General features: G+C 41.6%; 18 protein-coding genes. 6 read left to right on the top strand and 12 right to left on the bottom strand.

The window, feature by feature from the left end; genetic code table 11:
• Nucleotides 1–68 precede the first annotated feature (68 nt).
• Nucleotides 69–713, top strand: coding sequence for an adenylate kinase (gene adk / locus L3Q70_RS06635; RefSeq protein ID WP_058585238.1), 645 nt, complete (start codon nt 69–71; stop codon nt 711–713).
• Between the two features lie 60 nt (nt 714–773).
• On the opposite strand, the gene tpx is transcribed toward adk, so the two are convergent.
• On the bottom strand, nt 774–1,355 hold the full coding sequence (gene tpx / locus L3Q70_RS06640; RefSeq protein ID WP_237115109.1) for a thiol peroxidase: 582 nt from the start codon (nt 1,353–1,355) through the stop codon (nt 774–776).
• A gap of 205 nt (nt 1,356–1,560) precedes the next feature.
• On the opposite strand from tpx, the gene L3Q70_RS06645 reads away from it, so the two are divergent.
• A complete protein-coding gene (locus L3Q70_RS06645; RefSeq protein ID WP_062570731.1) occupies nt 1,561–2,565 on the top strand; it encodes a response regulator in 1,005 nt (334 codons plus the stop codon).
• A 4-nt stretch (nt 2,566–2,569) separates the two neighbouring features.
• Nucleotides 2,570–3,538, top strand: coding sequence for a diguanylate cyclase (locus tag L3Q70_RS06650; RefSeq protein ID WP_062570732.1), 969 nt, complete (start codon nt 2,570–2,572; stop codon nt 3,536–3,538).
• 35 nt (nt 3,539–3,573) lie between these two features.
• Here L3Q70_RS06650 and L3Q70_RS06655 read toward each other — a convergent pair whose 3' ends face one another.
• The 4 genes from L3Q70_RS06655 to L3Q70_RS06670 all read right to left on the bottom strand — a co-directional run bounded on the left by L3Q70_RS06655 (nt 3,574) and on the right by L3Q70_RS06670 (nt 9,165).
• The gene (locus tag L3Q70_RS06655) at nt 3,574–5,088 is read right to left on the bottom strand and encodes a SpoVR family protein (RefSeq protein ID WP_062570733.1); all 1,515 of its coding nucleotides are present in this window, start codon (nt 5,086–5,088) and stop codon (nt 3,574–3,576) included.
• A gap of 20 nt (nt 5,089–5,108) precedes the next feature.
• Nucleotides 5,109–6,395: a YeaH/YhbH family protein gene (locus tag L3Q70_RS06660; RefSeq protein ID WP_237115110.1), complete on the bottom strand. Its 1,287-nt coding sequence runs from the start codon at nt 6,393–6,395 to the stop codon at nt 5,109–5,111.
• 26 nt (nt 6,396–6,421) lie between these two features.
• Entirely contained in the window at nt 6,422–8,344 is a 1,923-nt protein-coding gene (locus tag L3Q70_RS06665) for a PrkA family serine protein kinase (protein ID WP_237115111.1), read from the bottom strand.
• A 239-nt stretch (nt 8,345–8,583) separates the two neighbouring features.
• A complete protein-coding gene (locus L3Q70_RS06670; protein WP_036967613.1) occupies nt 8,584–9,165 on the bottom strand; it encodes a Fe-Mn family superoxide dismutase in 582 nt (193 codons plus the stop codon).
• Between the two features lie 260 nt (nt 9,166–9,425).
• On the opposite strand from L3Q70_RS06670, the gene L3Q70_RS06675 reads away from it, so the two are divergent.
• Nucleotides 9,426–9,764, top strand: a complete 339-nt coding sequence (locus L3Q70_RS06675) for a Grx4 family monothiol glutaredoxin (protein ID WP_062570736.1) — start codon at nt 9,426–9,428, stop codon at nt 9,762–9,764.
• A gap of 54 nt (nt 9,765–9,818) precedes the next feature.
• On the opposite strand, the gene L3Q70_RS06680 is transcribed toward L3Q70_RS06675, so the two are convergent.
• The 6 genes from L3Q70_RS06680 to L3Q70_RS06705 all read right to left on the bottom strand — a co-directional run bounded on the left by L3Q70_RS06680 (nt 9,819) and on the right by L3Q70_RS06705 (nt 17,022).
• Nucleotides 9,819–11,102, bottom strand: a complete 1,284-nt coding sequence (locus L3Q70_RS06680; protein ID WP_193988659.1) for an ATP-binding protein — start codon at nt 11,100–11,102, stop codon at nt 9,819–9,821.
• Nucleotides 11,102–12,430 carry a sigma-54 dependent transcriptional regulator gene (locus L3Q70_RS06685; RefSeq protein WP_193988660.1) on the bottom strand — a complete coding sequence of 443 codons (1,329 nt, stop codon included), beginning with the start codon at nt 12,428–12,430 and terminating at the stop codon, nt 11,102–11,104. The genes L3Q70_RS06680 and L3Q70_RS06685 overlap by 1 nt, the downstream gene beginning before the upstream one ends.
• Nucleotides 12,431–12,510: 80 nt before the next feature.
• Nucleotides 12,511–13,716 carry an FtsX-like permease family protein gene (locus tag L3Q70_RS06690; RefSeq protein WP_062570739.1) on the bottom strand — a complete coding sequence of 402 codons (1,206 nt, stop codon included), beginning with the start codon at nt 13,714–13,716 and terminating at the stop codon, nt 12,511–12,513.
• A gap of 10 nt (nt 13,717–13,726) precedes the next feature.
• Nucleotides 13,727–15,040: an ABC transporter permease gene (locus L3Q70_RS06695; protein ID WP_062570740.1), complete on the bottom strand. Its 1,314-nt coding sequence runs from the start codon at nt 15,038–15,040 to the stop codon at nt 13,727–13,729.
• A 2-nt stretch (nt 15,041–15,042) separates the two neighbouring features.
• Nucleotides 15,043–15,750 carry an ABC transporter ATP-binding protein gene (locus L3Q70_RS06700; RefSeq protein WP_237115112.1) on the bottom strand — a complete coding sequence of 236 codons (708 nt, stop codon included), beginning with the start codon at nt 15,748–15,750 and terminating at the stop codon, nt 15,043–15,045.
• An 18-nt stretch (nt 15,751–15,768) separates the two neighbouring features.
• On the bottom strand, nt 15,769–17,022 hold the full coding sequence (locus tag L3Q70_RS06705) for an HlyD family efflux transporter periplasmic adaptor subunit (protein WP_237115246.1): 1,254 nt from the start codon (nt 17,020–17,022) through the stop codon (nt 15,769–15,771).
• Nucleotides 17,023–17,702: 680 nt separating this feature from the next.
• Between L3Q70_RS06705 and gltB the strand changes: the two genes are divergently transcribed.
• On the top strand, nt 17,703–22,160 hold the full coding sequence (gene gltB / locus L3Q70_RS06710; protein ID WP_237115113.1) for a glutamate synthase large subunit: 4,458 nt from the start codon (nt 17,703–17,705) through the stop codon (nt 22,158–22,160).
• 8 nt (nt 22,161–22,168) lie between these two features.
• A complete protein-coding gene (locus L3Q70_RS06715) occupies nt 22,169–23,584 on the top strand; it encodes an FAD-dependent oxidoreductase (RefSeq protein ID WP_062570744.1) in 1,416 nt (471 codons plus the stop codon).
• 87 nt (nt 23,585–23,671) lie between these two features.
• On the opposite strand, the gene L3Q70_RS06720 is transcribed toward L3Q70_RS06715, so the two are convergent.
• Nucleotides 23,672–24,070: a hypothetical protein gene (locus tag L3Q70_RS06720; RefSeq protein ID WP_237115114.1), complete on the bottom strand. Its 399-nt coding sequence runs from the start codon at nt 24,068–24,070 to the stop codon at nt 23,672–23,674.
• Between the last annotated feature and the right edge of the window lie 46 nt (nt 24,071–24,116).

Below are 24,116 nucleotides of genomic sequence, written 5' to 3' on the forward strand. Positions count from 1 at the left end.
CAGGCTTTAAAAACAAAACTCCACTGATCGACCATTTTTAAGATTAGTATCACACAGAGGACAATGATATGCGCATTATTCTTTTGGGCGCGCCGGGTGCAGGTAAAGGTACTCAAGCTCAGTTTTTGATGGACAAATACGGTATTCCACAAATTTCTACGGGCGATATGCTGCGTGCAGCAATTAAAGAAGGTACACCACTTGGTCTTGAAGCTAAAAAAGTAATGGATGCAGGTCAATTAGTATCTGATGAAATTATCATCGGTCTAGTTAAAGAGCGCATTGCTAAGCCAGATTGCGAAAAAGGTTTTTTACTAGATGGTTTCCCTCGTACTATTCCTCAAGCAGATGCAATGAAAGAAAATGGCGTGGTAGTTGATCACGTTATCGAATTTGACGTTGCTGACGAAATCATCGTTGAGCGTATGGGCGGTCGTCGCGTACACCCAGGTTCTGGTCGTGTATACCATGTTGTTTACAACCCACCTAAAGTTGATGGTAAAGACGACATAACTGGTGAAGATCTAATCATTCGTGATGACGACACTGAAGAAACAGTGCGTAAGCGTTTAGGTATCTACCATGACCAAACTAAACCATTAGTTGATTACTACCAAGCTGAAGCAAAAGCAGGTAACACGCAGTACCATAAATTAGACGGTACACAAGCTGTTGAAACAGTAAGCCAACAACTTGGTGAGTTACTTGGTTAATCTTAGGATTAACTGAGCAATAAAAAACCGCCTTTTGGCGGTTTTTTGCTCAATGAGGCTTTAAAGCTTTTTTAAAGCCTCAATTGCACCACTGTAATCAGGCTCTTTCGATAAGTTATCAACAAGTTGTTTATAGACGATTTTGTGCTCGTCATTTAAAACAAATACGGCGCGAGTTAATAAACCCATATCTTTAATAATTAAACCATATTGCTCGCCGAAATTACGCCACACAGAGTCCGAAAGTGCCTTCACTTTGTCTATATTCTCCGCTTTACAAAAGCGCTTTTGCGCAAACGGTAAATCAGCACTTAAAGTCAGCATCGCGATACTAGGGTATTCGGCAGCTACTTTTTCATTAAAATGTTTAGTCTGAATACTACACACACCTGTATCTAGGCTTGGCACCACACTAATAAGTACCGCTTTGCCTTTGTAGTCATTTAGGGTGACTGGTGTAAAGCTATCATCTACTACTTTAAAATTAGGTGCTTGTTGACCAACTTCAACACCTTGACCTAGTAAAGTAACTGGTTTTGATTGAGCAGATACTTTACCCGCATCAAGGGTGTTTTCTGGTAACTCGCTTGCGTAACTAAATGTACACAGTGAGCCAATTGCAAATATCAATGGGCGTATCATAACTTCATTCCTTCAAATTAACGCATTTTACATCAGTGTATTATACTGAGTTAATAGCGCCAAGGTTTACAGTAATTTAAAATTGTAAATAAAGGGTAGTTTGATTAACATGTGTACGCAGCTCGATTTTTATTAATAATAACAATAATAAAGTTAGTTTTTTGTGTTTGTGACTAGTTAAAAAGTGCGGATTTAGAGAGAGTGTATGTCGACATCGGTATTAGTGTGTGATGATTCAAAATTAGCGCGTAGGCAATTAGCGCGCTCTTTACCAGATGATTGGGATATCAAAATTGAATTTGCAGAAAATGGAGTTCATTGCATCGAGCAAATCAAGGTACTCCAGCCAGAAATATTATTTCTGGATTTAAATATGCCTGAAATGGATGGCTATGAGGTTTTACAAGCCATTCAAGAGCAAGGGCTACATGTCCTGACTGTCGTCGTGTCTGGCGATATTCAACCTAATGCACATCAACGTGTCCTTGAGTTAGGGGCTATCGACTTTATTCAAAAGCCTTGTTCACCTGAAAAACTCGCAAGTATCATTGAGTATCATGGCATTAAAGATAAAGCCATGCGTGAGCGTCTAGCAAATAAGTTGGGTGAGCAGGTCGATCCTGATGTACGAGATATATATCAAGAACTCACAAATGTGGCGATGGGGCAGGCAGGCGACTTACTCGCGCGCTTACTCAATGTGTTTGTCAAGTTGCCTATTCCTAATGTGAATGTATTAGAAGTGAATGAGCTAGATATGGCACTTCGCTCTATTGATGCAAATGCTTCAACGTCTGGTGTTTGCCAAGGTTTTATTGGTGGGGGAGTATCAGGAGAAGCTCTGCTACTTTTGAATGATTCAAGCTTTAAAGAAATCGCCTCATTAATGAACTACGAAGGTGAGTTAAACAATAAAGTTGAGCTTGAATTGTTAATGGATGTCAGCAACATTTTAATTGGTGCTATTTTATCAGGGCTCTCTAAGCAGCTTGATATGCGCTTCAGCCAAGGCCATCCTGTTGTTCTAGGTCAGCATTGTGATGTCTCTGACTTAGTCAAAGCTAATAAATCTCGCTGGCAACGAACGCTGGCCATCGAGATCAGCTACGGCATTGAAAATCATAATATCAATTGTGATTTGATGTTGCTATTCACCGAGGACTCGTTGAAGACCTTAAAATATAAAGTAGCTTATTTACTAGAAGATTAAACTTATGCCAGCAGCCGACTTTAATATGAATGAACTCCATTGGTTAATGGATATGTTTAATACTGTTGATGTAGGCCTTGTGGTGCTCGACAGGGACTATAAAGTGTGTATTTGGAATGGCTTTATGGAGAACCATTCAGGGCTATTACCAAGTGCGGTGAAAGATAAAGACCTGTTCGATTTATTTCCATCAATTGATGAAAAGTGGTTTCGAAGTAAATCCGAGTCGGTATTTATTCTTAATAATCGCTCATTCACCATATGGGAACAGCAACCATATATTTTCCGCTTTAAGAACTACCGACCTATTACTGGCAAAGCGGATCATATGTATCAAAACGCGACTTTTATACCGCTAACCACGACGACAGGTGAAGTTTCTCATATTTGTATCATTATTTACGATGTTACCGACGAAGCTGTGAATAAAAAAGAACTTGAAGAAGCAAACTCAAAACTTGAGCTAATGAGCCGTACGGATGCATTAACACAACTGACAAACCGCGGGTTTTGGGAGCAAAAACTTCGCAAAGAATACATGCGTATTGTGCGAAGTGGTGGTTGCAGTACATTATTGATGTTCGATATTGATCATTTTAAAAACGTTAATGATGAACACGGACACAGCGGGGGCGATGAAGCGTTACGCCATGTTGCAGACTTGCTGCGTAAAACCCTACGAGAAACCGATTTAGCAGGTCGCTACGGTGGGGAAGAGTTCGCCATTACGCTACTGGATACCGACTATGATGGTGCCGTTATATTTGCAGAAAGGTTACGTGAGTTAATTGAGAACTCGTCAATCTACTACAAAGAACAGCAAATCAAATTAACGGTAAGCATTGGTTTTGCTTGTTTTGACGAAAAATTTGATCGTTATGAAAAATGGATTGAAGCGGCAGATAACGCGCTTTACCATTCAAAAGAAAATGGTCGAAACAAAGTAACAGCCTATTCAGATTTAAAAGACTAAAGGTGTTTAGCACTTTAGTCTTTTTAAGATTCAAACTATTCAGTAGCGTGTCTTGTATCACTTGCTGGGCACTCGCCTATTACAGAGATCTCACCAGTTGCTGACTCTTGTTCTAGTTTTACCTTAAAGCCCCATAATCTATAAAGATGTTTTAATACTTCATCTTTAGATTTAGCAAGGGGGATACTGTTATGAGGCACGTAACGCAATGTGAGTGAGCGATCGCCTCTTATATCAACATTATAAATTTGTATATTAGGCTCGTGATTACTTAGGTTGTATTGGGCTGAAAGCGTCTCTCTTACTTGGTGGTAACCTATTTCATCATGAATAGCTCCGACATTAAGCGTTGGTTCTTTTTCGTGATCGATAATGGTAAAGAGCTTAAAGTCACGAATAATTTTTGGTGATAAAAACTGGCTTATAAAGCTCTCGTCTTTAAAGTTTTGCATTGCAAAGTGGAGTGTTTCTAACCAGTCACTGCCGGCATATTCTGGAAACCACTTTTTATCCTCCTCGGTCGGGTTTTCACAAATGCGGCGAATATCAACCATCATGTTAAAACCAAGGGCATAAGGGTTAATCCCTGAATAATAATTACTGTTGTAGGGCGGTTGATACACTACATTGGTGTGGCTTTGTAAGAACTCGAGCATAAAGGCATCAGTGAGCTTACCTTCATCATATAGGTGGTTCAAAATGGTGTAATGCCAAAATGTTGCCCAGCCTTCATTCATCACTTGGGTTTGTTTTTGAGGGTAAAAATATTGCGAAATTTTACGCACAATACGAATGATTTCGCGCTGCCATGATTCAAGCAGCGGGGCATTTTTTTCTATAAAATACAGGATGTTTTCTTGCGGCTCTTCTGGGAAGCGGCGTTCGCGTTTTTTAGATTCTTGCTGTGAGGTTGGAATGGTACGCCACAGTTCATTAACTTGAGATTGCAAGTAATCTTCACGTTCTTGCTGGCGCTTTTGCTCTTCGTATAGCGAAATACGTTGTGGGCGTTTATAGCGGTCAACACCATAATTCATCAAGGCATGACATGAGTCGATGAGGTTTTCGACCTCGTTGATACCGTATTTCTCTTCGCACTTAGCAATATAATTTTTGGCAAATAATAAGTAATCAATAATTGAACTGGCATCAGTCCAAGTTTTAAAAAGGTAATTGCCTTTAAAAAATGAGTTGTGACCATAGCAAGCATGGGCCATCACCAAAGCTTGCATTGGTAGCGTGTTTTCTTCCATTAAATAGGCAATACACGGGTCTGAGTTAATTACAATCTCATAAGCGAGGCCCATTTGCCCACGTTTATAGTTTTGTTCGGTTTGAATGAACTTTTTACCATACGACCAGTGACTATAACCAATCGGCATACCCACACTCGAATAGGCATCCATCATCTGCTCAGCGGTTATTACCTCAATTTGATTCGGGTAAGTATCGAGCTTATAAATGTTCGCTACCCGTTCAATCTCAGTTTGATATTCTGCTAATAAGTCAAATGTCCAATCAGGACCGTCGCTAATACGTTTATCGGCCATACTTTACCTCACTCGCAAGGCTATGCGGCGCCTTGTTGCTGACGATTCTTTTTAAATAATTCACGGAAAATAGGGTAAATGTCCTCAACGCCACGGATATGTTGCATTGCAAAATTGTCGTGGGTTTGCGCTATAGATTGATACTCACGCCATAAACTTTGGTGAGCACGGGCGGTAATTTCAATATAGGCGTAATAGCGCACCGCCTTTAACAGTTTATTACGTAAAATTTCGCCACAGTTTGGCGAGTCATCGGCCCAGTTATCACCATCAGAGGCTTGTGCTGCGTAAATGTTCCACTCTTCAGGGTTATAACGCTCGGCGATGATCTCATTCATCAGTTTCAATGCACTTGATACTATAGTGCCACCCGTTTCCTGAGAATAGAAAAACTCCTGTTCATCCACTTCTTTGGCTTGAGTGTGGTGGCGAATATAGACAACCTCTATATTTTTGTAGCTTCGGGTTAAAAATTGATACAGCAAAATATAAAAGCGTTTTGCCATGTCTTTGGTCGCTTGATCCATCGAGCCTGACACATCCATTAAACAAAACATCACGGCTTTGCTTGTAGGGTGTGGTCGTTTTTCATAGTTACGAAAACGTAAGTCGTAATTATCAATAAAGGGCACTGCTTTAATACGACTTTGCAGCTCCTCGATTTGCCGTTCAAGTAAAGCAATAGCCGCCTTGTCTGGTTCTCCCTCTGCTTGTAGCAGTGCTAGTTGACCCTCAAGCTCAGCAAGGTGGCGCTTTTTGCCTGCGGTCATTGCTACTCTACGAGCAAGTGAACCCTGCAGTGAACGAACAATATCAATATTACTGGGCATGCCATCATTACAAAAACCAGCACGATGGGTTTTCATTTGTACGAGTTTATCGAGCTGATTTTGTTGTAGATTAGGCAGTTCAAGATCTTCGAACAACAAGTCTAAGTATTCATCTTTAGAAATAGAGAACACAAAGTCATCTTGCCCCTCACCGGAGTCACTCGCTTCACCTTCACCACTGCCACCCCCTTGGCCGCCTCCTTGCGGGCGCTTGATTTTGTCGCCCGTAGAAAATTGGTCATTACCTGGGTGAATCTGTTCACGGTCGCCACCACGTCCTTGATGAAAAATAGGCTCACTAATATCACGTTGCGGAATAGAAATACTCTCGCCGCTGGTGGTATCGGTGACGCTGCGCTTATTAATGGCATCAGATACCGCTTCTTTAATCTGTTTTTTATAACGCCTGATGAACCGTTGACGATTCAAGGTACTTTTGTTTTTTCCATTCAGGCGTCGGTCAATAAAATGCGCCATAACAACCCCCTTAAAACAAACGTTTTTTACTGCGATTTTCTAACGCGTAAATACCATTCAGAAAGTAAACGTACTTGTTTTTGGGTATAGCCTTTCTCAACCATACGATTGACAAAGTCTTCGTGTTTTTTCTGATCTTCAGCCGAAGTTTTCGCATTGAAGGAAATAACCGGTAGGAGATCTTCAGTATTTGAGAACATTTTCTTCTCGATAACCGTGCGAAGTTTTTCGTAACTGGTCCAAAGTGGATTCTTGCCTTGGTTGTGTGCACGAGCACGCAGTACGAAATTGACTATTTCATTACGGAAATCTTTCGGATTTGAAATACCCGCAGGTTTTTCAATTTTCTCAAGCTCTGCGTTCAGTGCCGCACGGTCAAATAACTGGCCAGTATCAGGGTCACGGTATTCTTGATCTTGGATCCAGAAATCTGCATAAGTGACGTAGCGATCAAAGATGTTTTGCCCGTATTCAGAGTAAGATTCTAAATAGGCTGTTTGTAACTCTTTGCCAATAAACTCAACGTATTGTGGAATAAGGTAGCCTTTTAAGTGGCTTAAGTAACGTTCTTCAACATCGGCAGTAAATTGCTCACGCTCAATTTGCTGCTCAAGTACATAGAATAGATGCACAGGGTTTGCAGCCACTTCTGTGGTATCGAAGTTAAATACCCGCGATAGAATCTTAAACGCAAAGCGGGTAGAAAGCCCTGTCATGCCCTCGTCAACACCGGCATAGTCACGGTACTCTTGATACGACTTAGCTTTCGGATCGGTGTCTTTTAAGCTTTCGCCGTCATATACCCGCATTTTTGAATAAATACTTGAGTTTTCAGGCTCTTTCATTCGCGAAAGCGTGGTAAATTGCGCCAGTGTTTTTAATGTGCCTGGTGCGCATGGTGCATCATGTAGTTCACTGTTTTCAAGCAGTTTATTGTAAATTTTAACTTCTTCAGAAACACGTAAACAATAAGGTACTTTGACGATGTAAACACGGTCAAGGAATGCTTCATTGTTTTTATTGTTTTTGAATGTTTGCCACTCAGACTCATTTGAGTGAGCTAAAATCATGCCGTTAAACGGCAGGGCACTAATACCTTCAGTCCCATTATAGTTACCTTCTTGGGTTGCAGTAAGTAGTGGATGTAGCACCTTGATGGGTGCTTTAAACATTTCCACAAACTCCATTAAACCTTGATTTGCTAAACAAAGCGCACCCGAGTAGGCATATGCATCGGGGTCATTTTGTGCAAAGTGTTCAAGTTGGCGAATATCGACTTTACCAACGAGTGCTGAAATGTCCTGATTGTTTTCATCGCCTGGCTCTGTTTTAGCTATTGCGACTTGATTTAAAATTGATGGGTAGCGCTTAACCACTCTAAATTGGCTAATGTCACCGTTAAATTCACTTAAACGTTTTGCAGCCCATGGCGACATTACGGTTTTTAAATAACGTGATTTAATTCCGTATTCTTTTTCTAAAAGCTCAGCGTCTTCATTTGGGTCAAATAATGCTAGAGGATGATCGTTAACAGGCGAGCCTTTAATTGAATAGATAGGTACTTGTTGCATCAAGTATTTAAGCTTTTCGGCGATTGATGATTTACCTCCACCCACCGGACCAAGTAGATAGAGAACTTGCTTGCACTCTTCTAAACCCTGAGCTGCGTGTTTTAAGTACGCAACGATTTGCTCAATTGCATCTTCCATCCCATAAAAATCGTGGAAGGCAGGGTAGCGTGCGACCACGCGATTTGAAAACAGCCTGCTTAAGCGGGCATCGGTTGATGTATCGATAATTTCAGGCTCACCGATAGCCATTAAAAGCCGCTCAGGCGCGCTGGCATAAGCTGATTTATCCTTCTTACAGATTTCGAGAAACTCCTCAATACTGTATTCTTCTTCTTGCGCTGCTTCGTATCGTGATTGGTAATGCTCAAAAATACTCATAGAGACCTCCGGAAACCCGCTAAAATGACGTGTAATTAGATTAAGAGAAAAGCAAAGGTTATTTAAAGCTTAGTCAGGATTTTGACTTTTTGCGCAAGAAAATTAAGAATTTAATTGAAAAAAGCTCATCTTGATTAGGGTTTTTGAGTGAGGGCTTGGCTGCGGCTTAGGAAGGGCGTGCACTAGCAATAAAAAAGACGCCGAAGCGCCTTTTTTTGATTACTGTTTGTTACAGAAGATTAAGCGAAGTTAGCGTTCGCGAAGTCCCAGTTAACAAGTGCCCAGAAACCTTTTAAGTAATCTGGACGAACGTTACGGTAATCGATGTAATAAGCGTGTTCCCACAGATCCACAGTAAGGATTGGTGTTACACCTTCATCAGTTAACGGAGTTGCAGCATTTGATGTGTTTACGATATCAAGTGTGCCGTCAGCTAGTTTAACTAACCAAGTCCAGCTTGAACCAAAGTTGTTTACAGCTTTATCGTTTAATGCGTCTTTGAATGCTTCGAAAGAACCCCATTTAGCGTTGATCGCATCAGCGATAGCGCCAGTAGGCTCACCACCACCGTTTGGAGATAGGCTGTTCCAGTAGAAAGTGTGGTTCCAGATTTGTGCAGCATTGTTAAATACACCACCTTCTGAAGAACATACAATTTCTTCTAGAGATTTATTTTCGAATTCTGTGCCCGGGATCAGGCCATTTAGTTTCACAACATATGTGTTGTGGTGTTTACCGTGGTGAAACTCTAGCGTTTCTTTTGAAATATGTGGCTCTAATGCATCGATTGCGTATGGTAGTGACGGTAGTTCAAATGCCATTTTTTATCTCCATCTTCTTGGTTGATAGTCCACCTAGTTATAGGTAATAGCAAGCTAAACAGCGTACTCACCTATACCAAGTGGTATTATAGTGTTACTATAATTGTTGAGTATTTTACTCAAGTTTTAGCAAACAGCAATGCTATTGCTACGACTATTTAAAATTGTGGCTGTGTTTGCCATTCTAAGTAATATATCTGAGGCCACAGTGAATCTTTTTCAAGGCCAAAGTAGTAAGCCAATGTATTTTGAGGTTGTAAATGGAAACCATCGATAAAATTAAACAGCAAATTTCTGAAAATCCAATCCTTTTGTATATGAAAGGATCACCAAAATTACCTAACTGTGGTTTTTCTTCTCAAGCATCACAAGCACTAATGTCGTGTGGTGAACCATTTGCTTACGTTGACATCTTACTAAACCCTGATATCCGTGCAGAGTTACCTGCATACGCTAACTGGCCAACCTTCCCACAGCTTTGGGTTGAAGGCGAGCTTATCGGTGGTTGTGATATTATTATTGAGATGTTTCAGCGTGGTGAATTACAACCACTGATTGCAGAAACTGCTGCAAAGTACAAAGAAGAAGACGCTGAATAATCGAATTTAGTGTAGGAAAGAGCCGCATTTGCGGCTTTTTTTATAGCAATTTTATTAAGCAGGCAGCAAAACATGTACACTCAAACCACCTTGCTCACGGTTGTGTAGGCTAATTTGCCCGTGGTGTGCTTCGACTATTTCCCTGCAAAGTGCTAAACCTAGGCCACTGCCTGTCGCTTTGGTTGAGTAAAAGGGAATAAGCGCATTGGCCATTACGGCTTCACTCATGCCTTTGCCTTTATCACTCACTGTGATGTGGGTGCCGCTAGCTTCTTGTTGCACCGTTAAACTGACCTCTTCTGGGTTTGAGCCTGACTCATGGGCATTTTTTAACAGATTTATCAGCAGTTGTTCCAGGTGTGTATGATCGGCCTGAGTTGATACATCCTCATTAAGAGTCACATTGACCTGCCACTGATTTTTTAATTGCTCAATTAAGTTAGTCCAATTTATTGTGATTAATTGCGGGGTGGGCAGTTTGGCAAATTTACCATAACCTTGTACAAATTCATTTAAGTGCTTGATACGATCTTCTATTGTTGTAAACACTCGTTTTAAACGTGGCTCATCAACTTCTTTAGTGAGTAGTTGAGCACTATGTAGCATGGATGACATAGGACCAAGCGAGTTATTAAGTTCATGGCTAATAATGCGGATGACCTTTTTCCACACTTCGACTTCTTGACGACTGAGCTCTCTCGTTAATTGCTTAAAGACAAGTAATTGGTGAAATTGGTTGTTTAGTAATAATCGGCCGGTAGCCATATGCCAAGTTTGTGATTCTTGATCTACTCTATCTAAAGTGAATAATCCATCAATGCCTTTGTTGACGGCGCGTGTAAGTTGCTCAGAGCTGTGCGTAAGCAAGCTTTTGAGTGTTAATCCTTCAAGTGCTGATTTTTTTTCAAATAGGCTGCGTGCGCTGTGGTTGCTGTATACAATAAAGTCTTGATCGTTTACCAGCAATACCGCTTGCGGCGAGCTTTGTAATACTTTATCGAGCATTAATTCGCGTTGGTAAATCCATTGCTTTTCTTGGCGAAGTTGTTTGGCGGTTTGATTATAAAGGTGGCATAAATTGCCTAATTCGTCCTTGCCGTTATATGCAAGTAATGAAGCAAGTTCGCCATCTTTAAAATTCAGCAAGCCAGTTTCAAGGGCGGCCATGCCATTGACCAATGGCGCACTCAACTTATAAGCAAGAAAGCCAGATATAAAAGCACAAAGTAAAGAAGCGAGTACTATATTTGCCCAAGGTATAGCCAAAAAGTAGCTAGTGGCCAGTAGCGGCAGAACCGCTGCCATAATGCATAAAGCGATGAGTTTATAGCGGAGCATCAATATTCTATCTTAAATTTATCAAGTCTACGGTATAGAGCCTGTCTGCTAAGACCAAAATGGCGTGCTACCTTAGCAATTACACCTTGGTATTCTCGCATCGCTAGTTCAATGTCTTGTTTTGTTGGCTCCGTTTTGCTCTTCAGTGTATTTTCTTTTTCAACTTGTAAGCCAAAATCGGCAAGTTCAATGGTGCCTGTAGGTTTCAATACCGCTGCGCGCTTACAAGCATTTTCAAGTTCACGCACATTACCAGGCCAATTATGGGCGAGGAGGGCTTTTTCAGTGCTAAGTGACAGTGTGCGCTCAGGTAAAAAGTGTGCAACTAAGGCTAAAATGTCATCTGGGCGATGAGCTAAGCGTGGTAAATTTAACTCAATCACATTTAAGCGGTAGTAGAGGTCTTCACGAAATTGACCTGTTTTAATTGCGTGGCTTAAATCTTCATTGGTTGCTGAAATAACCCTAACATTCACTTTACGGGTTTGCGTTGAACCTAAACGTTCAAATTCGCCGGTTTGTAAAATGCGTAATAGTTTCATTTGCCCTGATAGCGGCAAGTTACCAATTTCGTCTAAAAATAAGGTGCCACCATCGGCCGCTTCAAAACGACCAATACGTTGTTTAGTAATGCCGGTATACGCGCCCGCTTCTGCACCAAATAGCTCAGCCTCTATAAGTTCGCTTGGTAGGGCTCCTGCATTCACAGTGATAAAAGGTTTATCAGCCAATAATGAATTTGCTTGAATTATTTGTGCAATCCGCTCTTTACCACTGCCGTTAGGGCCTGTGATCAAAACCGAAATATCCGACTTAGCAACCTGAATGGCAAGATTGACGATATGCTCCATGGCCGTACTTTTATAAACTAGGCCAACTAAATTGGCATTATGTACAGATGCTTCACGTTCTTGCTGGTGGCGGGCAAAGGTTTCGTTTTGTTGTTTTGCCTTACCCAGTTCTATCAGATTATTTACACAGGTAAGCAGCTTTGTATCGTCCCATGGTTTTGGTAAATAATCAGCAGCGCCTGCTTTGACGAGTTCAACGGCCGTGGAAAGCTCTGTCCAAGCGGTGATTAAAATGATCGGTAAATGAGGGTTAATCTCTCGTAAGGCATAAAAGAGTTCTTTGCCTTCTTCGCCTGAGGTTGTGTCGGCGGTAAAGTTCATATCTTGAATAACAAGTGCAATACGCTGGTACTGTACAGCCTGAGTTGCCTCAAAAGGGTTGCTTGCTGTAACAACCTCAAAATTATGAATTTCGAGTAATAATGACAACGCATCTAAGATAGCAGGGTTGTCATCAACGATAAGTATTTTTTCCATATTATTGTTTTAGTTATTTTCCTAATCAGGTGCAAGGTAAATGCTACACTGTTAATCCAGTGTAGCATAGGTTGGGAGAACTAAATTGTTCGGGTTGCAATGCTCGGTGAGATGTTCGCCGCACGTTTTGCTGGAGCTAGTACAGCCAATAAGCTCATAACAAACACACACAAAGCCGTACCAAGTACGTAACTAATCTCTAGTTGTGCAATAGAGAAGTGCTGCATAAGTAGCTGCCCTAAATAAACAGCAGCAATGATGCCAATGACTAAACCAACACTACAAATCATGGCGTTTTCAACTAAGAAGTAGCTGATGATGGCAGATTTTCTTGCACCTAATGCACGGCGAGTACCGATCTGTTTTGTACGTTTACTAATATTGAATAGAGTCAGGCCAAAAATACCCAGGGCAGTCACCAAGACTAAGATAGTAATAAGTACAATCAGCATACGCATCATTAATGTATCTTCTGCCATATATTGTTCTTTGTCTTCATCAAGGCCACGAATGCGAGAAATAACACGTTTGTTGTAGTTTTTTAACATGGCCTCTTCAACACGGTTCATTACAGATTGACGTTGGCCTGGTTCAGTTCTTACTACAAATCGTGCATTACTACCTGCTTTAATAAAAGGGAGCAATGCGACATTATCAGGGCGGCTATCTTTAAGCCATGGGCCTTTCATTAAATCAATCACGCCGATGATTTTCATTGGGATATCACCAAAATAAATGGTTTGCCCAAGGCCGTTGCCATCAGGGAATAACTCATCAAGCAGGGTTTTTGTCACAACAGTGACCTTTGAGAGCTCATCGTAATTGTCAGTGACAATCACCTCATCCTCTGTGTAGTTGCGCCCTGCAATTAATTTCACACCATAAGTATTGAGACCATGCTCATCGATAAACATATAAGAAGTACGCGCTGATTTACCCTCTTCAGGCGCTGGCTTTAAACTAAAGTCTGATGATGAGCCACTGCCTGAAAGCGGTGTATTACTTGAATACGCAGCATCGACTACGCCAGGTATTTGGCGAAGCATGGCTTCATCGAGTTCATACTGTTGAGACAGTGATACGTCTTGACCAAACATCATTACATGGAATACGAAGATATCTTCTTCAGGGTAGCCGGTTTGTTGGCTTAAATAACCAATTCTGTCTTGGATAATAAATGCAGCATTACTGACAATGGCTGTGGTAATGGCTATTTGTATAAGTAATAAGACTGCGCCAACCTTTGAGCGGCATAAGGCGTTAAAAATAGGTTTAATTTCAAACATGTTACTTTCCTTATTGGCTCTTCAGGTAAATAGCAGGGTTGGTTTTGCACACCAGCCAAGCAGGGTAAAGTCCAGCAATAACGCAGGTACTAATGGCTATAACAGGAGCGCTCAAAAGCATGCTTAAATCCATGGTTGCTAGGCTTTTATAATAGCTATAGCTTTGACGCACACCTAACAAGCCAACTTGAGCAAGAATGATCCCCAAAATACCGCCTAAAAATCCTAGCATGGCTACTTCGACGATGTGCTGGTAAAAAATTTGTCGTTTACTTGCGCCAAGAGCTCTTCGTACACCCACCTCTGAAGCTCTTCGTAAAAATTTCGCAAGCAGTAAACCAAGAATGTTCGCAAGGCATACAGCCAAAAACATAAAGCTAAGACCAACAAGAATCTCATTATCTTCACTGACTACATTGTTGTATTGCATCCACTCATTTACATCCCGTAGCTTGGCCTCTAGTTGCTTACGATTGAAGCGACCTAGCTTTTGCTGTTCTTGCATGTAAGCCATCAAGAAATCTTGGTAAGCCTGTTTTTCCTCAGGCGTTTTAAGTTCAACCCAAAATTGTAGCCACACTAACTCTGAATTTAACTTATCGTTGAATGTATTGGTTTTTTCGTGTTTCCATCCATTTGTGTTACCCCAGTTTTCCAGCTGGCGAGCTTTCATAAGGCTAAAAGGGAGGAATAGCTGCTCTGTTTTATTGAATGAGCCGTTATTTAAATCGTAATACTTAGTTGTAATATCCCAATCATCAATAACACCCACCACCTCGTAACTGGCATCGTCAAGGTAGATAATTTTTCCAATCGAATTTTCGCCGGCAAATAATTTGTCATTAAGTTCTTTGCTGATCACGACAACGGGTGCGGCATTTGCCTCTTGTTGCTCGCTCCAAACACCTCCATATAGAAATGACAAATTAAACATATCGAAAAAGTCAGGTGTAGTGAGGCGAGCTTGACCTATAAAGGGTTTTATTTTGTCTGAGTCTAAATAAACTGAAAAACCAGTGCGTACCATAGTTACACGTTTGCCACCTGCATCCGCTTTATTCAAATTCACTGCGTCTTGGTAGGTCAATTGTAAGGGGAGGTTGTCCTTAGTCCACCAAGTGCTGCCATCGTCCATAATTTGAAGCTGTACGCTGTAAAGTTGGCTGCTTTTTTCAGGGATCGGATCCGCCGACATCATGTGATAAACAGAGAGGCTTGTCATCGTGACACCAATACCAATAGCAATGGCTAGCACCATTAAAAAGCTCACTAATGGCGTGCGCTTAAAGCTACGCCAGCTTAAATCTAAATAATGAAGGAACATGACTATACCCCTGCCGCTTTTAAGTTTTTAGTGCCTTGATATAAGGTTAGATCTGCGAGTTGACCATCAACGACCTGAATGTTTCGAGGTGCTCTGCGAGCAAGTTCAGGATCGTGAGTAACCATCACAATAGTTGCACCATCACGATTTATTTGTTCAAGTAGTTCCATTACTTGGCGAGCCATTAAGCTATCAAGGTTACCCGTTGGCTCATCGGCAAGTAAAAAACGAGGTTCACCAGCAAGGGCTCTAGCAATAGCTACACGTTGCTGTTGTCCGCCAGAGAGCTGTTGAGGAAGGTGTTTTGCACGTGATGCTAGACCAACTTGCTCTAAACATTGCTCAATTCGACGTTTACGCTCGGCTGCTTTAATCCCACGGTAACGAAGGGGTACTTCGATATTTTCGTATAGGTTCAAGTCAGGGATGAGGTTGAAACCTTGGAAAATAAAACCGATTTTTTGATTACGAAGGTCGGCACGTTGATTGTCATTGAGTTTACCGACATCAATTCCGTCTAATAGATATTGGCCCTCATTAAATGGCTCTAGCATTCCTGCAATGTTTAAAAACGTGGTTTTACCTGAGCCGCTTGGGCCTGTCACTGCAATAAATTCACCCTCATCTACTTGTAGGTTAAAATCACGAAGTGCATGAGTTTGTACCATTTCAGTTTGATACACTTTATTGATGTTATTCATTTTAAGCATAATTATAATTCCTTGTTGTTAACGTAAAACGAGTACCGGTGCTTGTTTATAACGGTCGTAGTTAGAGATGATTAATTGATCGCCAGCTTGAACGCCTTCTAAGAGCTCCACAGCGTTAATACTGCTAGCGCCTGTTTTTATATCGATTAAGTAAGCCATATCACCATCAATTCGATAAGCACGCGTCCCACCTTGTTGTAAAAAGGTGCCGCGCTTTACTTGTAAAACATTGTCGCGATTTTCTAAGAGAATGCGGGCTGTGAGACGTTGATTTTGGCGAATTCCAACCAGTTCATCATCAAATCGTACTCGTGTTGTCACTTCGCGGTTGTTTACTTCCGGAGATATTGCTGACAATGTTCCCGTCACATGACGAGCACCGAGCGTTAGTTCGACTTGCATCCCTAAACCTAATTCATTAGCATAACTTTCTGGCACTTGAAGCTCGGCTTCAAAGTTACTTAAGTCCACCAAAGTCATTAATGGCTGACTTTGAGTTACGGCCTCTTTTTGTTGCACAAGTAAATTCCCCACGATGCCGCTCACACTGGCTATGATAGTTAGGTCATTTACTTGGCGAAATAAATCATCAACGATAAGCTGCTGTCTTGCCAGATCTCGCTCTGCGGCTTTTAACTCAAAGGCAAGGGTATCTTTTGCAAGCGCAACCTCTTGCTCAGCATGTTTATAAGAAAGTTTTGCTCTTGCTAAATCATCGACTGCTTTTTCTAAATCAATTTGGCTTATTAAGTTTTTCTTTATAGATAATTGGGCACGACGGTTTTCACGGTCCGCAGCATTAAGTTCAACCTGAGCAAGGTCGAGCGCTTTCGTTAAGCTTAATTTTTGTCTACGTGCTTCGAGTTGCTTGCGTTGAAGCTCACCATCAAGCCTTGCAAGTACAGATTGTTGCTGTTTTAGCTCATTTGTTAGCTCAGGGCTTTTTACAATTGCGATGACGTCATCTTTTTTTACGCTGTCACCTGCTTTTACTTTCAAATCCACAAAGCCGCGTTCAGGGCTGTATACTTTGGGCGCATTTGCAGCAACGATTTTGCCACTGGCGGCGACATCTCTAATGAGAGGTTGCTGAGTTACTTTGCTGATTTGTAGGCTTGCCTTCTCAACGGAAATACTGCCTTCGGTGTCCGCAAAAATACTGCCTATAGCAACCGAGCCAATTAATAATACACCGATAATTAGTGCAACTGGTTTTGCAAAGTTATTCTTCTTCGTCACCGAGATATCCTGAGCACTGGTATCTTTTATCATCATAGTTCCTTAATGTTCTCAACTAACATAATCATGAAACCCACTACTAGCATGGTGAGTGGCGATGCAATAAATAAACTAAAAGTGAACATGTCCTGTCCTTAAATCTGCTGATGTAATTTTATATACCAACAATATGCCAACTTTTATTCTTTTGATTTATAAGGGTTTATTTATCTTATTGATGTTATTTCAATGTCCGCGGACAGAAAAAGTGTCCGCAGCGGACACTTTTTAATAAGTGGGTTTACGTGCGCGTAAAGAGCAAGCTTTTAGGAGTGTAAGCGTAAATAGTTATCTAAAGAGTTACAGTAAGTGCCTAGCGAGTCTGGTTTATATGAGTAGGTGATATCTAAATTCTGCATTATCATTCAAAAAGTGAATATTTATTCATTTTAGTTGTCAGTTTACGTTAACGTAAAGAGTGGTTTTTGAAATTTTTCTTTTACAAGTTGTTAAATATGACACCAGTGTCATAAAAAAATAACGGTGAAAATACGCCTAAATGTAAAAAATTAGCATAGAATTTACTAAGTGCATTTAAATGAGAAATATTCATGAATATGAATATGTATTCAAAACTCTATTGACTCAGAGATTATTTGGCGATAGTTTTGTTCGTCTGCTAGCCCTGTCACAAGAGACTAAAGGGCTGGTCGTTGTAGCAAGGGGAGGGGTCTATGTTATACGACTCAAAATTAGAAAAAGATAATTGTGGCTTTGGCTTGATAGCCCAAGTCAATGGACAAGCGAGTCACCGCTTGATCCGAACAGCAATCACAGGGCTTGATCGTATGGAGCACCGTGGCGGTATTTCTGCCGATGGTAAAACCGGTGATGGTTGTGGTTTATTAATGCAAAAACCCGATAGTTTCTTTCGTGCTATTGCTAGCGAACATGACTGGCACCTAGGAAAGAACTACGCCGTAGGCATGGTATTTTTGAATGCCGATCCTGTACTTGCGCAAACAGCTAAAGATGTGTTGAGTGAAGAACTCGAAAAAGAAACCTTGAGCATTCAAGGCTGGCGCGTTGTACCGACTGATGCGTCATGTTTAGGGCCAATTGCAAAAAAACAACTACCAGGCTTTGAACAAATTTTTGTTAGCGCCCCAGAAGGCTGGCGTCCGAAAGATTTAGAGCGCCGTTTATATGTTGCGCGTCGTCGTGCAGAAAAGCGCCTTGAAAACGATGAACATTTTTATATTGCTAGCTTATCTGGTTTGGTCACTGTCTATAAAGGCTTAATGATGCCAGTTGACTTACCTAACTTTTATTTAGATTTAGCTGACATTCGCATGACCAGTGCGATTTGTGTATTTCATCAACGTTTTTCTACCAATACACAACCTCGTTGGCCATTAGCGCAGCCATTCCGTTATTTAGCACACAATGGTGAAATTAATACCATTCAAGGTAACCGCCAGTGGGCCCGTGCCCGTGCGTATAAGTTTGCCTCACCACTTATCCCTGATTTGCAATCAGCTGCACCGTTCGTAAATGAAAGCGGTTCTGACTCTTCAAGCTTAGACAATATGCTTGAGTTGTTCTTAGCGGGTGGCATGGATTTATTCCGTGCAATGCGTATGCTTGTACCGCCTGCATGGCAAAAAAACCGTGCTATGGATGAAGACCTACGTGCATTCTACGACTTTAACTCAATGCATATGGAACCATGGGATGGCCCTGCTGGTATTGTCATGTCTGACGGTCGTTTTGCAGCCTGTAACCTTGATCGCAACGGTTTACGTCCAGCGCGTTATGTGATCACCCAAGATGGTTTTATAACACTCGCCTCAGAAGTGGGTATTTGGGACTATGCACCAGACGAAGTGGTTGAAAAAGGCCGTGTTGGCCCTGGCGAGCTGTTAGTTATTGATACTCATCAAGGTAAAATTTGGCATTCAGATGAAATTGACCAAGATCTTAAGTCACGTCATCCATACAAAGCATGGCTCGAAGCAAATGTTAAGCGTTTAATACCGTTCGAGCAGCTCTCTGAAAAAGATGCGGGTAATCGTTCATTTGATGACGAAACATTGCTTAAATATCAAAAGATGTTTGGTTTCACTAACGAAGAGCTTGATAGTGTTATTCGTGTGATGGGTGAAAACGGTCAAGAAGCGACAGGTTCAATGGGTGATGACACTCCATTTGCCGTACTATCAGAAGGTCACCGCTCGTTATTTGATTACTTTAGACAGAAGTTTGCGCAAGTAACGAATCCACCGATTGACCCGCTTCGTGAAAATCACGTTATGTCACTGGCAACCTGTATTGGTAGTGAGCAAAACGTATTTAACGAAACCACTGGTCACGCTAAGCGTTTGCAGTTTGATACACCAATCTTGATGTATGCAGATATGCAGCAGTTACTTAATGCTGATGATAAATATTACAGCTACTGCAAAATTGATATCACTTACACAGTAGAAGAGGGGCTTGAAAGCGCTATCACACGTATTTGTGACGAAGCGCAAGAGAAAGCGGCTTCTGGTTGTGTGATGTTAGTGTTAAGCGACCGTAACTTCAGCGAAACACAGTTGCCAATTCCTGCTGCGATGGCGGTAGGCTCTATTCAGAAACGTTTAGTTGATAATAACTTGCGCTGTGAATCAAACATTATCATTGAATCAGGCAGTGTTCGCGATGCTCATCAATTCGCTGTATTACTCGGCTTTGGTGCAACAGCAATTTACCCATACCTTGCTTATGAATCACTGGTTGCTATGAGTGATAGTAAGGTGATCAATAAGACTTATTGTGAAGTAACGCTTGCGTATCGTAATGCGATAAACAAGGGTCTTTATAAAATCATGTCGAAAATGGGTATTAGCACTGTTGCGTCATACCGCTGCTCGATGTTATTTGAAGCCGTTGGTTTGTCTGAGGCTATCGTCGAAACCTGTTTTAATGGTGTGGCAAGTCGTATTAAAGGGGCGTGTTTCACTGATTTTGATGACGATCAACGCAAGCTTCATAAACTGGCATTTAGTAAGCGTAAATTGTTAAGCCATGGCGGTTTATTGAAATATGTGCATGGCGGTGAGTATCACGCGTATAACCCAGATGTTATTCAAACGCTACAAAAAGCAGTGCGTTCTGGTGAATACAGTGATTATGTTGCCTATGCTGATTTAGTAAATAATCGTCCGATCACTAATTTGCGTGACATGTTGGCAGTAAAAGTGCCAGATGCAGGTATCAGTATTGATGATGTTGAACCGGCAACTGAGCTATATAAGCGTTTTGACTCGGCAGCAATGAGTATTGGTGCGTTATCGCCAGAAGCACATGAAGCGTTAGCGATTGCAATGAACCGTTTAGGCGGTTGTTCAAACTCGGGTGAAGGTGGTGAAGATAAACTTCGTTACGGCACAGAGAAAAACTCGCGTATTAAGCAAGTTGCTTCAGGTCGTTTTGGTGTAACACCACATTATTTACGTAGCGCTGATGTAATTCAGATTAAAGTTGCGCAAGGTGCAAAACCAGGTGAGGGTGGTCAATTACCAGGTGAAAAAGTAACGCCGTATATTGCAAAGTTACGTTACTCAGTGCCTGGTGTGACCTTGATTTCGCCTCCGCCGCATCACGATATTTACTCGATTGAAGATTTAGCTCAGCTTATTTTCGATTTAAAACAAGTGAATCCAGATGCACTGATTTCTGTGAAATTAGTCTCTGAACCAGGGGTTGGTACGATTGCAACGGGCGTTGCTAAAGCGTATGCCGATTTAATCACCATTGCGGGTTATGACGGTGGCACAGGTGCAAGCCCGCTTACTTCTGTTAAGTATGCTGGTAGCCCGTGGGAGCTTGGCCTTGCTGAAACACAGCAAGCATTAGTTGAAAACGGTTTACGTCACCGTATTCGTCTGCAAACAGATGGTGGTCTCAAAACAGGCCTAGACATCATCAAAGCAGCTATTTTAGGTGCTGAGAGCTTTGGTTTTGGTACGGGTCCTATGGTGGCACTTGGTTGTAAATACTTACGTATTTGTCACTTAAACAACTGTGCGACCGGTGTTGCGACACAAGACGATACACTGCGCCAAAAGCACTATCATGGCTTGCCAGAAATGGCGATGAACTACTTTAAGTTTATTGCACAAGAAGCTCGCCAAATCATGGCAAGTTTAGGTGTAGCACGCTTAACAGATTTAATTGGTCGTTTGGATTTACTTGAAGCGATTGAAGGCAAGACAGAGAAACAAAAGAAAGTGGATTTGTCGTCTGTGATTGCTGCGCCTAACAACCCAACAGGTGAAACCCTGTATTGTAGTGTGCCAAATAGCTCACACTACTTAGGTCAGCTAAATGAAACCTTGCTTGAAAAAGCCAAGCAAGCAATTGACGAAAAGTCGGGTACCTCATTGGTAAGCCGTATTTGTAATACCGACCGTTCTGTAGGCGCGATGTTATCAGGCTATATTGCCTCAAAACATGGCAACCAAGGCATGGCTGCTGACCCAGTTTCTATTGAGCTTCATGGTACAGCGGGTCAATCATTCGGTGTATGGAATGCGGGGGGGCTAGAAATGACCCTGGTTGGTGATGCCAATGACTATGTTGGTAAAGGCATGGCTGGCGGTAAGCTGGTAATTCGTCCGCCGCTCGGTTCATCGTTTGAAAGCCATAAGGCCACGATTGCAGGTAATACCTGTTTATATGGAGCAACAGGCGGTAAGTTATTTGCTGCTGGCTCTGCAGGTGAACGTTTTGCTGTTCGTAACTCAGGTGTGCAAGCTGTTGTAGAAGGCGTGGGTGATAACGGCTGTGAATATATGACAGGCGGTGTGGTTTGCGTACTTGGCAAAGTGGGTATTAACTTTGGTGCGGGTATGACAGGGGGCTTTGCGTATATTCTTGATGAAGGCAAAGACTTTGAAAAACGCATTAACCCAGAGCTTGTTGAAATCGTTACGCTTGAAGGCTTAGCATCTCACCAAGAACATTTACGTGGTCTAATTGCTGAGCATCTAGAGCTGACTGGCTCAAACCGCGCTGAGCAGATTTTAGCTAACTTTGATTTATACATGCCGATGTTTAAATTGGTCAAGCCAAAATCTAGTGATGTAAAAAGTTTACTCGGACACCGAGCGCGCAGCAGCGCAGAGCTTCGTGTTCAGGCTCAGTAGGGGGTAGTATGAGCGAAAATGTATACCAGTTTATCGATGTACAACGTGTAGATCCGCGCAAAAAGCCAATTTCTGCACGTAAACAATCTTTCGTAGAAATATACGAGCCGTTTTCTGAAACACAAGTTAATTCACAAGCGGACCGTTGTTTAGATTGTGGTAACCCATATTGTGAATGGAAATGTCCAGTCCATAACTATATCCCACAGTGGTTAAAGTTAATTCGTACCGGTCGTATTTTAGAAGCAGCTGAGCTTTCTCATCGAACCAATAGTTTACCGGAGGTGTGTGGCCGGGTTTGTCCACAAGACCGCTTATGTGAGGGCTCATGCACACTTGATGAAGAGTTTGGTGCTGTTACTATCGGTAATATCGAAAAGTACATCACTGATACGGCCTTTAAGATGGGCTGGAAGCCAGACATGTCTTATGTCGTTTGGTCTGACAAAAAAGTGGCTATCATTGGTGCAGGCCCAGCAGGCTTAGGCTGTGCGGATATTTTAGTACGTAACGGCGTAAAACCCGTGGTGTTTGATCGTCATCCTGAAATTGGTGGTTTACTTACATTTGGTATTCCTTCATTCAAACTTGAAAAAGAAGTGATGCAAAAACGTCGTGAAATTTTCACTGAAATGGGTGTCGAGTTTAAGCTAAATACTGAAGTGGGTGTTGATATTACCCTTGATGAAATTTTGGCTGAATATGATGCCGTGTTTTTAGGCGTGGGTACTTATCAAAGTATGCGAGCAGGTTTTGAGAACGAAGACGCCGATGGTGTGTTTGATGCATTGCCTTTCTTAATCGGTAACACAAATCGTGTTATGGGTTATGCTGAGGATAAGCAAGCCTACATTGATATGGCTAACGAAAAAGTAGTCGTGCTTGGTGGCGGTGATACTGCGATGGACTGTGTAAGAACCTCAATCCGTCAAGGCGCAACGAAAGTAACCTGTGCGTATCGTCGTGATGAAGAAAATATGCCAGGTTCAAAACGCGAAGTTAAAAATGCCCGTGAAGAGGGCGTTGAGTTTACTTTTAACGTACAACCTAAAGGTATTGTTGTTGACGAACATGGTAAAGTCGCTGGCGTTAAGATGGTGAAAACACAACTTGGTGAGCCGGATGAAAATGGTCGTCGTCGTGCTGAAGAAGTTGCCGGTTCTGAACATGTTATTGAAGCCACCAAAGTGCTCATGGCGTTTGGTTTTAAACCTCATAAAATGGACTGGTTAGAACCTTATGGTGTTGAAATAAACCATTGGGGCGGCATTAACGCACCAGAAAAAGGCGAGTTTACGCATCAAACAACTAATCCGAAAATATTTGCTGGTGGTGACATCGTACGAGGCTCAGACTTAGTCGTGACTGCTATATTTGAAGGCCGTAATGCTGCTGAAGGTATTATGGATTACCTAGAGGTTTAATTAAGCTGTCTTAGTTAGTAAAAAAGCAAGCGCTTAGCTTGCTTTTTTACTTTAGGCTAGTTGTTTTATTTATTACGCTATTGGTCATTACCAACATCCAATCAAGGCATTCCTTACTTTCATTTTATGACGTTTTAGGAGTAAATAGGCTGTGCCAACTACAATAAGGTGGCTACCCATAAACAGCCAAATCATGGTCGATAATGCTTGGCTAAAGTAGCCTAAAATACCGCCCAATGCGATCATCAAAAAAGCAGACACATTTAGAACAGCTTGTAGCTGTAATTTAAATTTTAAGTGTTTCCAGCGACTAAATACCAGTAAAAGTAAAGCAACAATAGGCAAAGCAATCACCAATACTTCGACTAAATACAGCCAAACAGATATAAAAGGGCTTGCTGTATCCATAGACTGTGATGCACTTACTGGGGTTGATGTCATCGCTATTGAACCTGTCACAAATATAGCTAATTTGCGAAATATCATTATTTTAATGTCCAATTTATGAGCGCTTAAGCGCCCATTACTTCTC

Origin of the sequence: Pseudoalteromonas sp. CF6-2, assembly GCF_021729425.1 — a bacterium.
In the GTDB taxonomy this organism is placed as follows: Bacteria; Pseudomonadota; Gammaproteobacteria; order Enterobacterales; family Alteromonadaceae; genus Pseudoalteromonas; species Pseudoalteromonas arabiensis.

Bases quoted from the DNA above. Each gene is read 5' to 3' on its own strand.
- adk (WP_058585238.1), top strand. From the start codon at position 69: ATGCGCATTATTCTTTTGGGCGCGCCGGGTGCAGGTAAAGGTACTCAA.
- tpx (WP_237115109.1), bottom strand. From the start codon at position 1,355: ATGATACGCCCATTGATATTTGCAATTGGCTCACTGTGTACATTTAGT.
- L3Q70_RS06645 (WP_062570731.1), top strand. From the start codon at position 1,561: ATGTCGACATCGGTATTAGTGTGTGATGATTCAAAATTAGCGCGTAGG.
- L3Q70_RS06650 (WP_062570732.1), top strand. From the start codon at position 2,570: ATGCCAGCAGCCGACTTTAATATGAATGAACTCCATTGGTTAATGGAT.
- L3Q70_RS06655 (WP_062570733.1), bottom strand. From the start codon at position 5,088: ATGGCCGATAAACGTATTAGCGACGGTCCTGATTGGACATTTGACTTA.
- L3Q70_RS06660 (WP_237115110.1), bottom strand. From the start codon at position 6,395: ATGGCGCATTTTATTGACCGACGCCTGAATGGAAAAAACAAAAGTACC.
- L3Q70_RS06665 (WP_237115111.1), bottom strand. From the start codon at position 8,344: ATGAGTATTTTTGAGCATTACCAATCACGATACGAAGCAGCGCAAGAA.
- L3Q70_RS06670 (WP_036967613.1), bottom strand. From the start codon at position 9,165: ATGGCATTTGAACTACCGTCACTACCATACGCAATCGATGCATTAGAG.
- L3Q70_RS06675 (WP_062570736.1), top strand. From the start codon at position 9,426: ATGGAAACCATCGATAAAATTAAACAGCAAATTTCTGAAAATCCAATC.
- L3Q70_RS06680 (WP_193988659.1), bottom strand. From the start codon at position 11,102: ATGCTCCGCTATAAACTCATCGCTTTATGCATTATGGCAGCGGTTCTG.
- L3Q70_RS06685 (WP_193988660.1), bottom strand. From the start codon at position 12,430: ATGGAAAAAATACTTATCGTTGATGACAACCCTGCTATCTTAGATGCG.
- L3Q70_RS06690 (WP_062570739.1), bottom strand. From the start codon at position 13,716: ATGTTTGAAATTAAACCTATTTTTAACGCCTTATGCCGCTCAAAGGTT.
- L3Q70_RS06695 (WP_062570740.1), bottom strand. From the start codon at position 15,040: ATGTTCCTTCATTATTTAGATTTAAGCTGGCGTAGCTTTAAGCGCACG.
- L3Q70_RS06700 (WP_237115112.1), bottom strand. From the start codon at position 15,750: ATGCTTAAAATGAATAACATCAATAAAGTGTATCAAACTGAAATGGTA.
- L3Q70_RS06705 (WP_237115246.1), bottom strand. From the start codon at position 17,022: ATGATAAAAGATACCAGTGCTCAGGATATCTCGGTGACGAAGAAGAAT.
- gltB (WP_237115113.1), top strand. From the start codon at position 17,703: ATGTTATACGACTCAAAATTAGAAAAAGATAATTGTGGCTTTGGCTTG.
- L3Q70_RS06715 (WP_062570744.1), top strand. From the start codon at position 22,169: ATGAGCGAAAATGTATACCAGTTTATCGATGTACAACGTGTAGATCCG.
- L3Q70_RS06720 (WP_237115114.1), bottom strand. From the start codon at position 24,070: ATGATATTTCGCAAATTAGCTATATTTGTGACAGGTTCAATAGCGATG.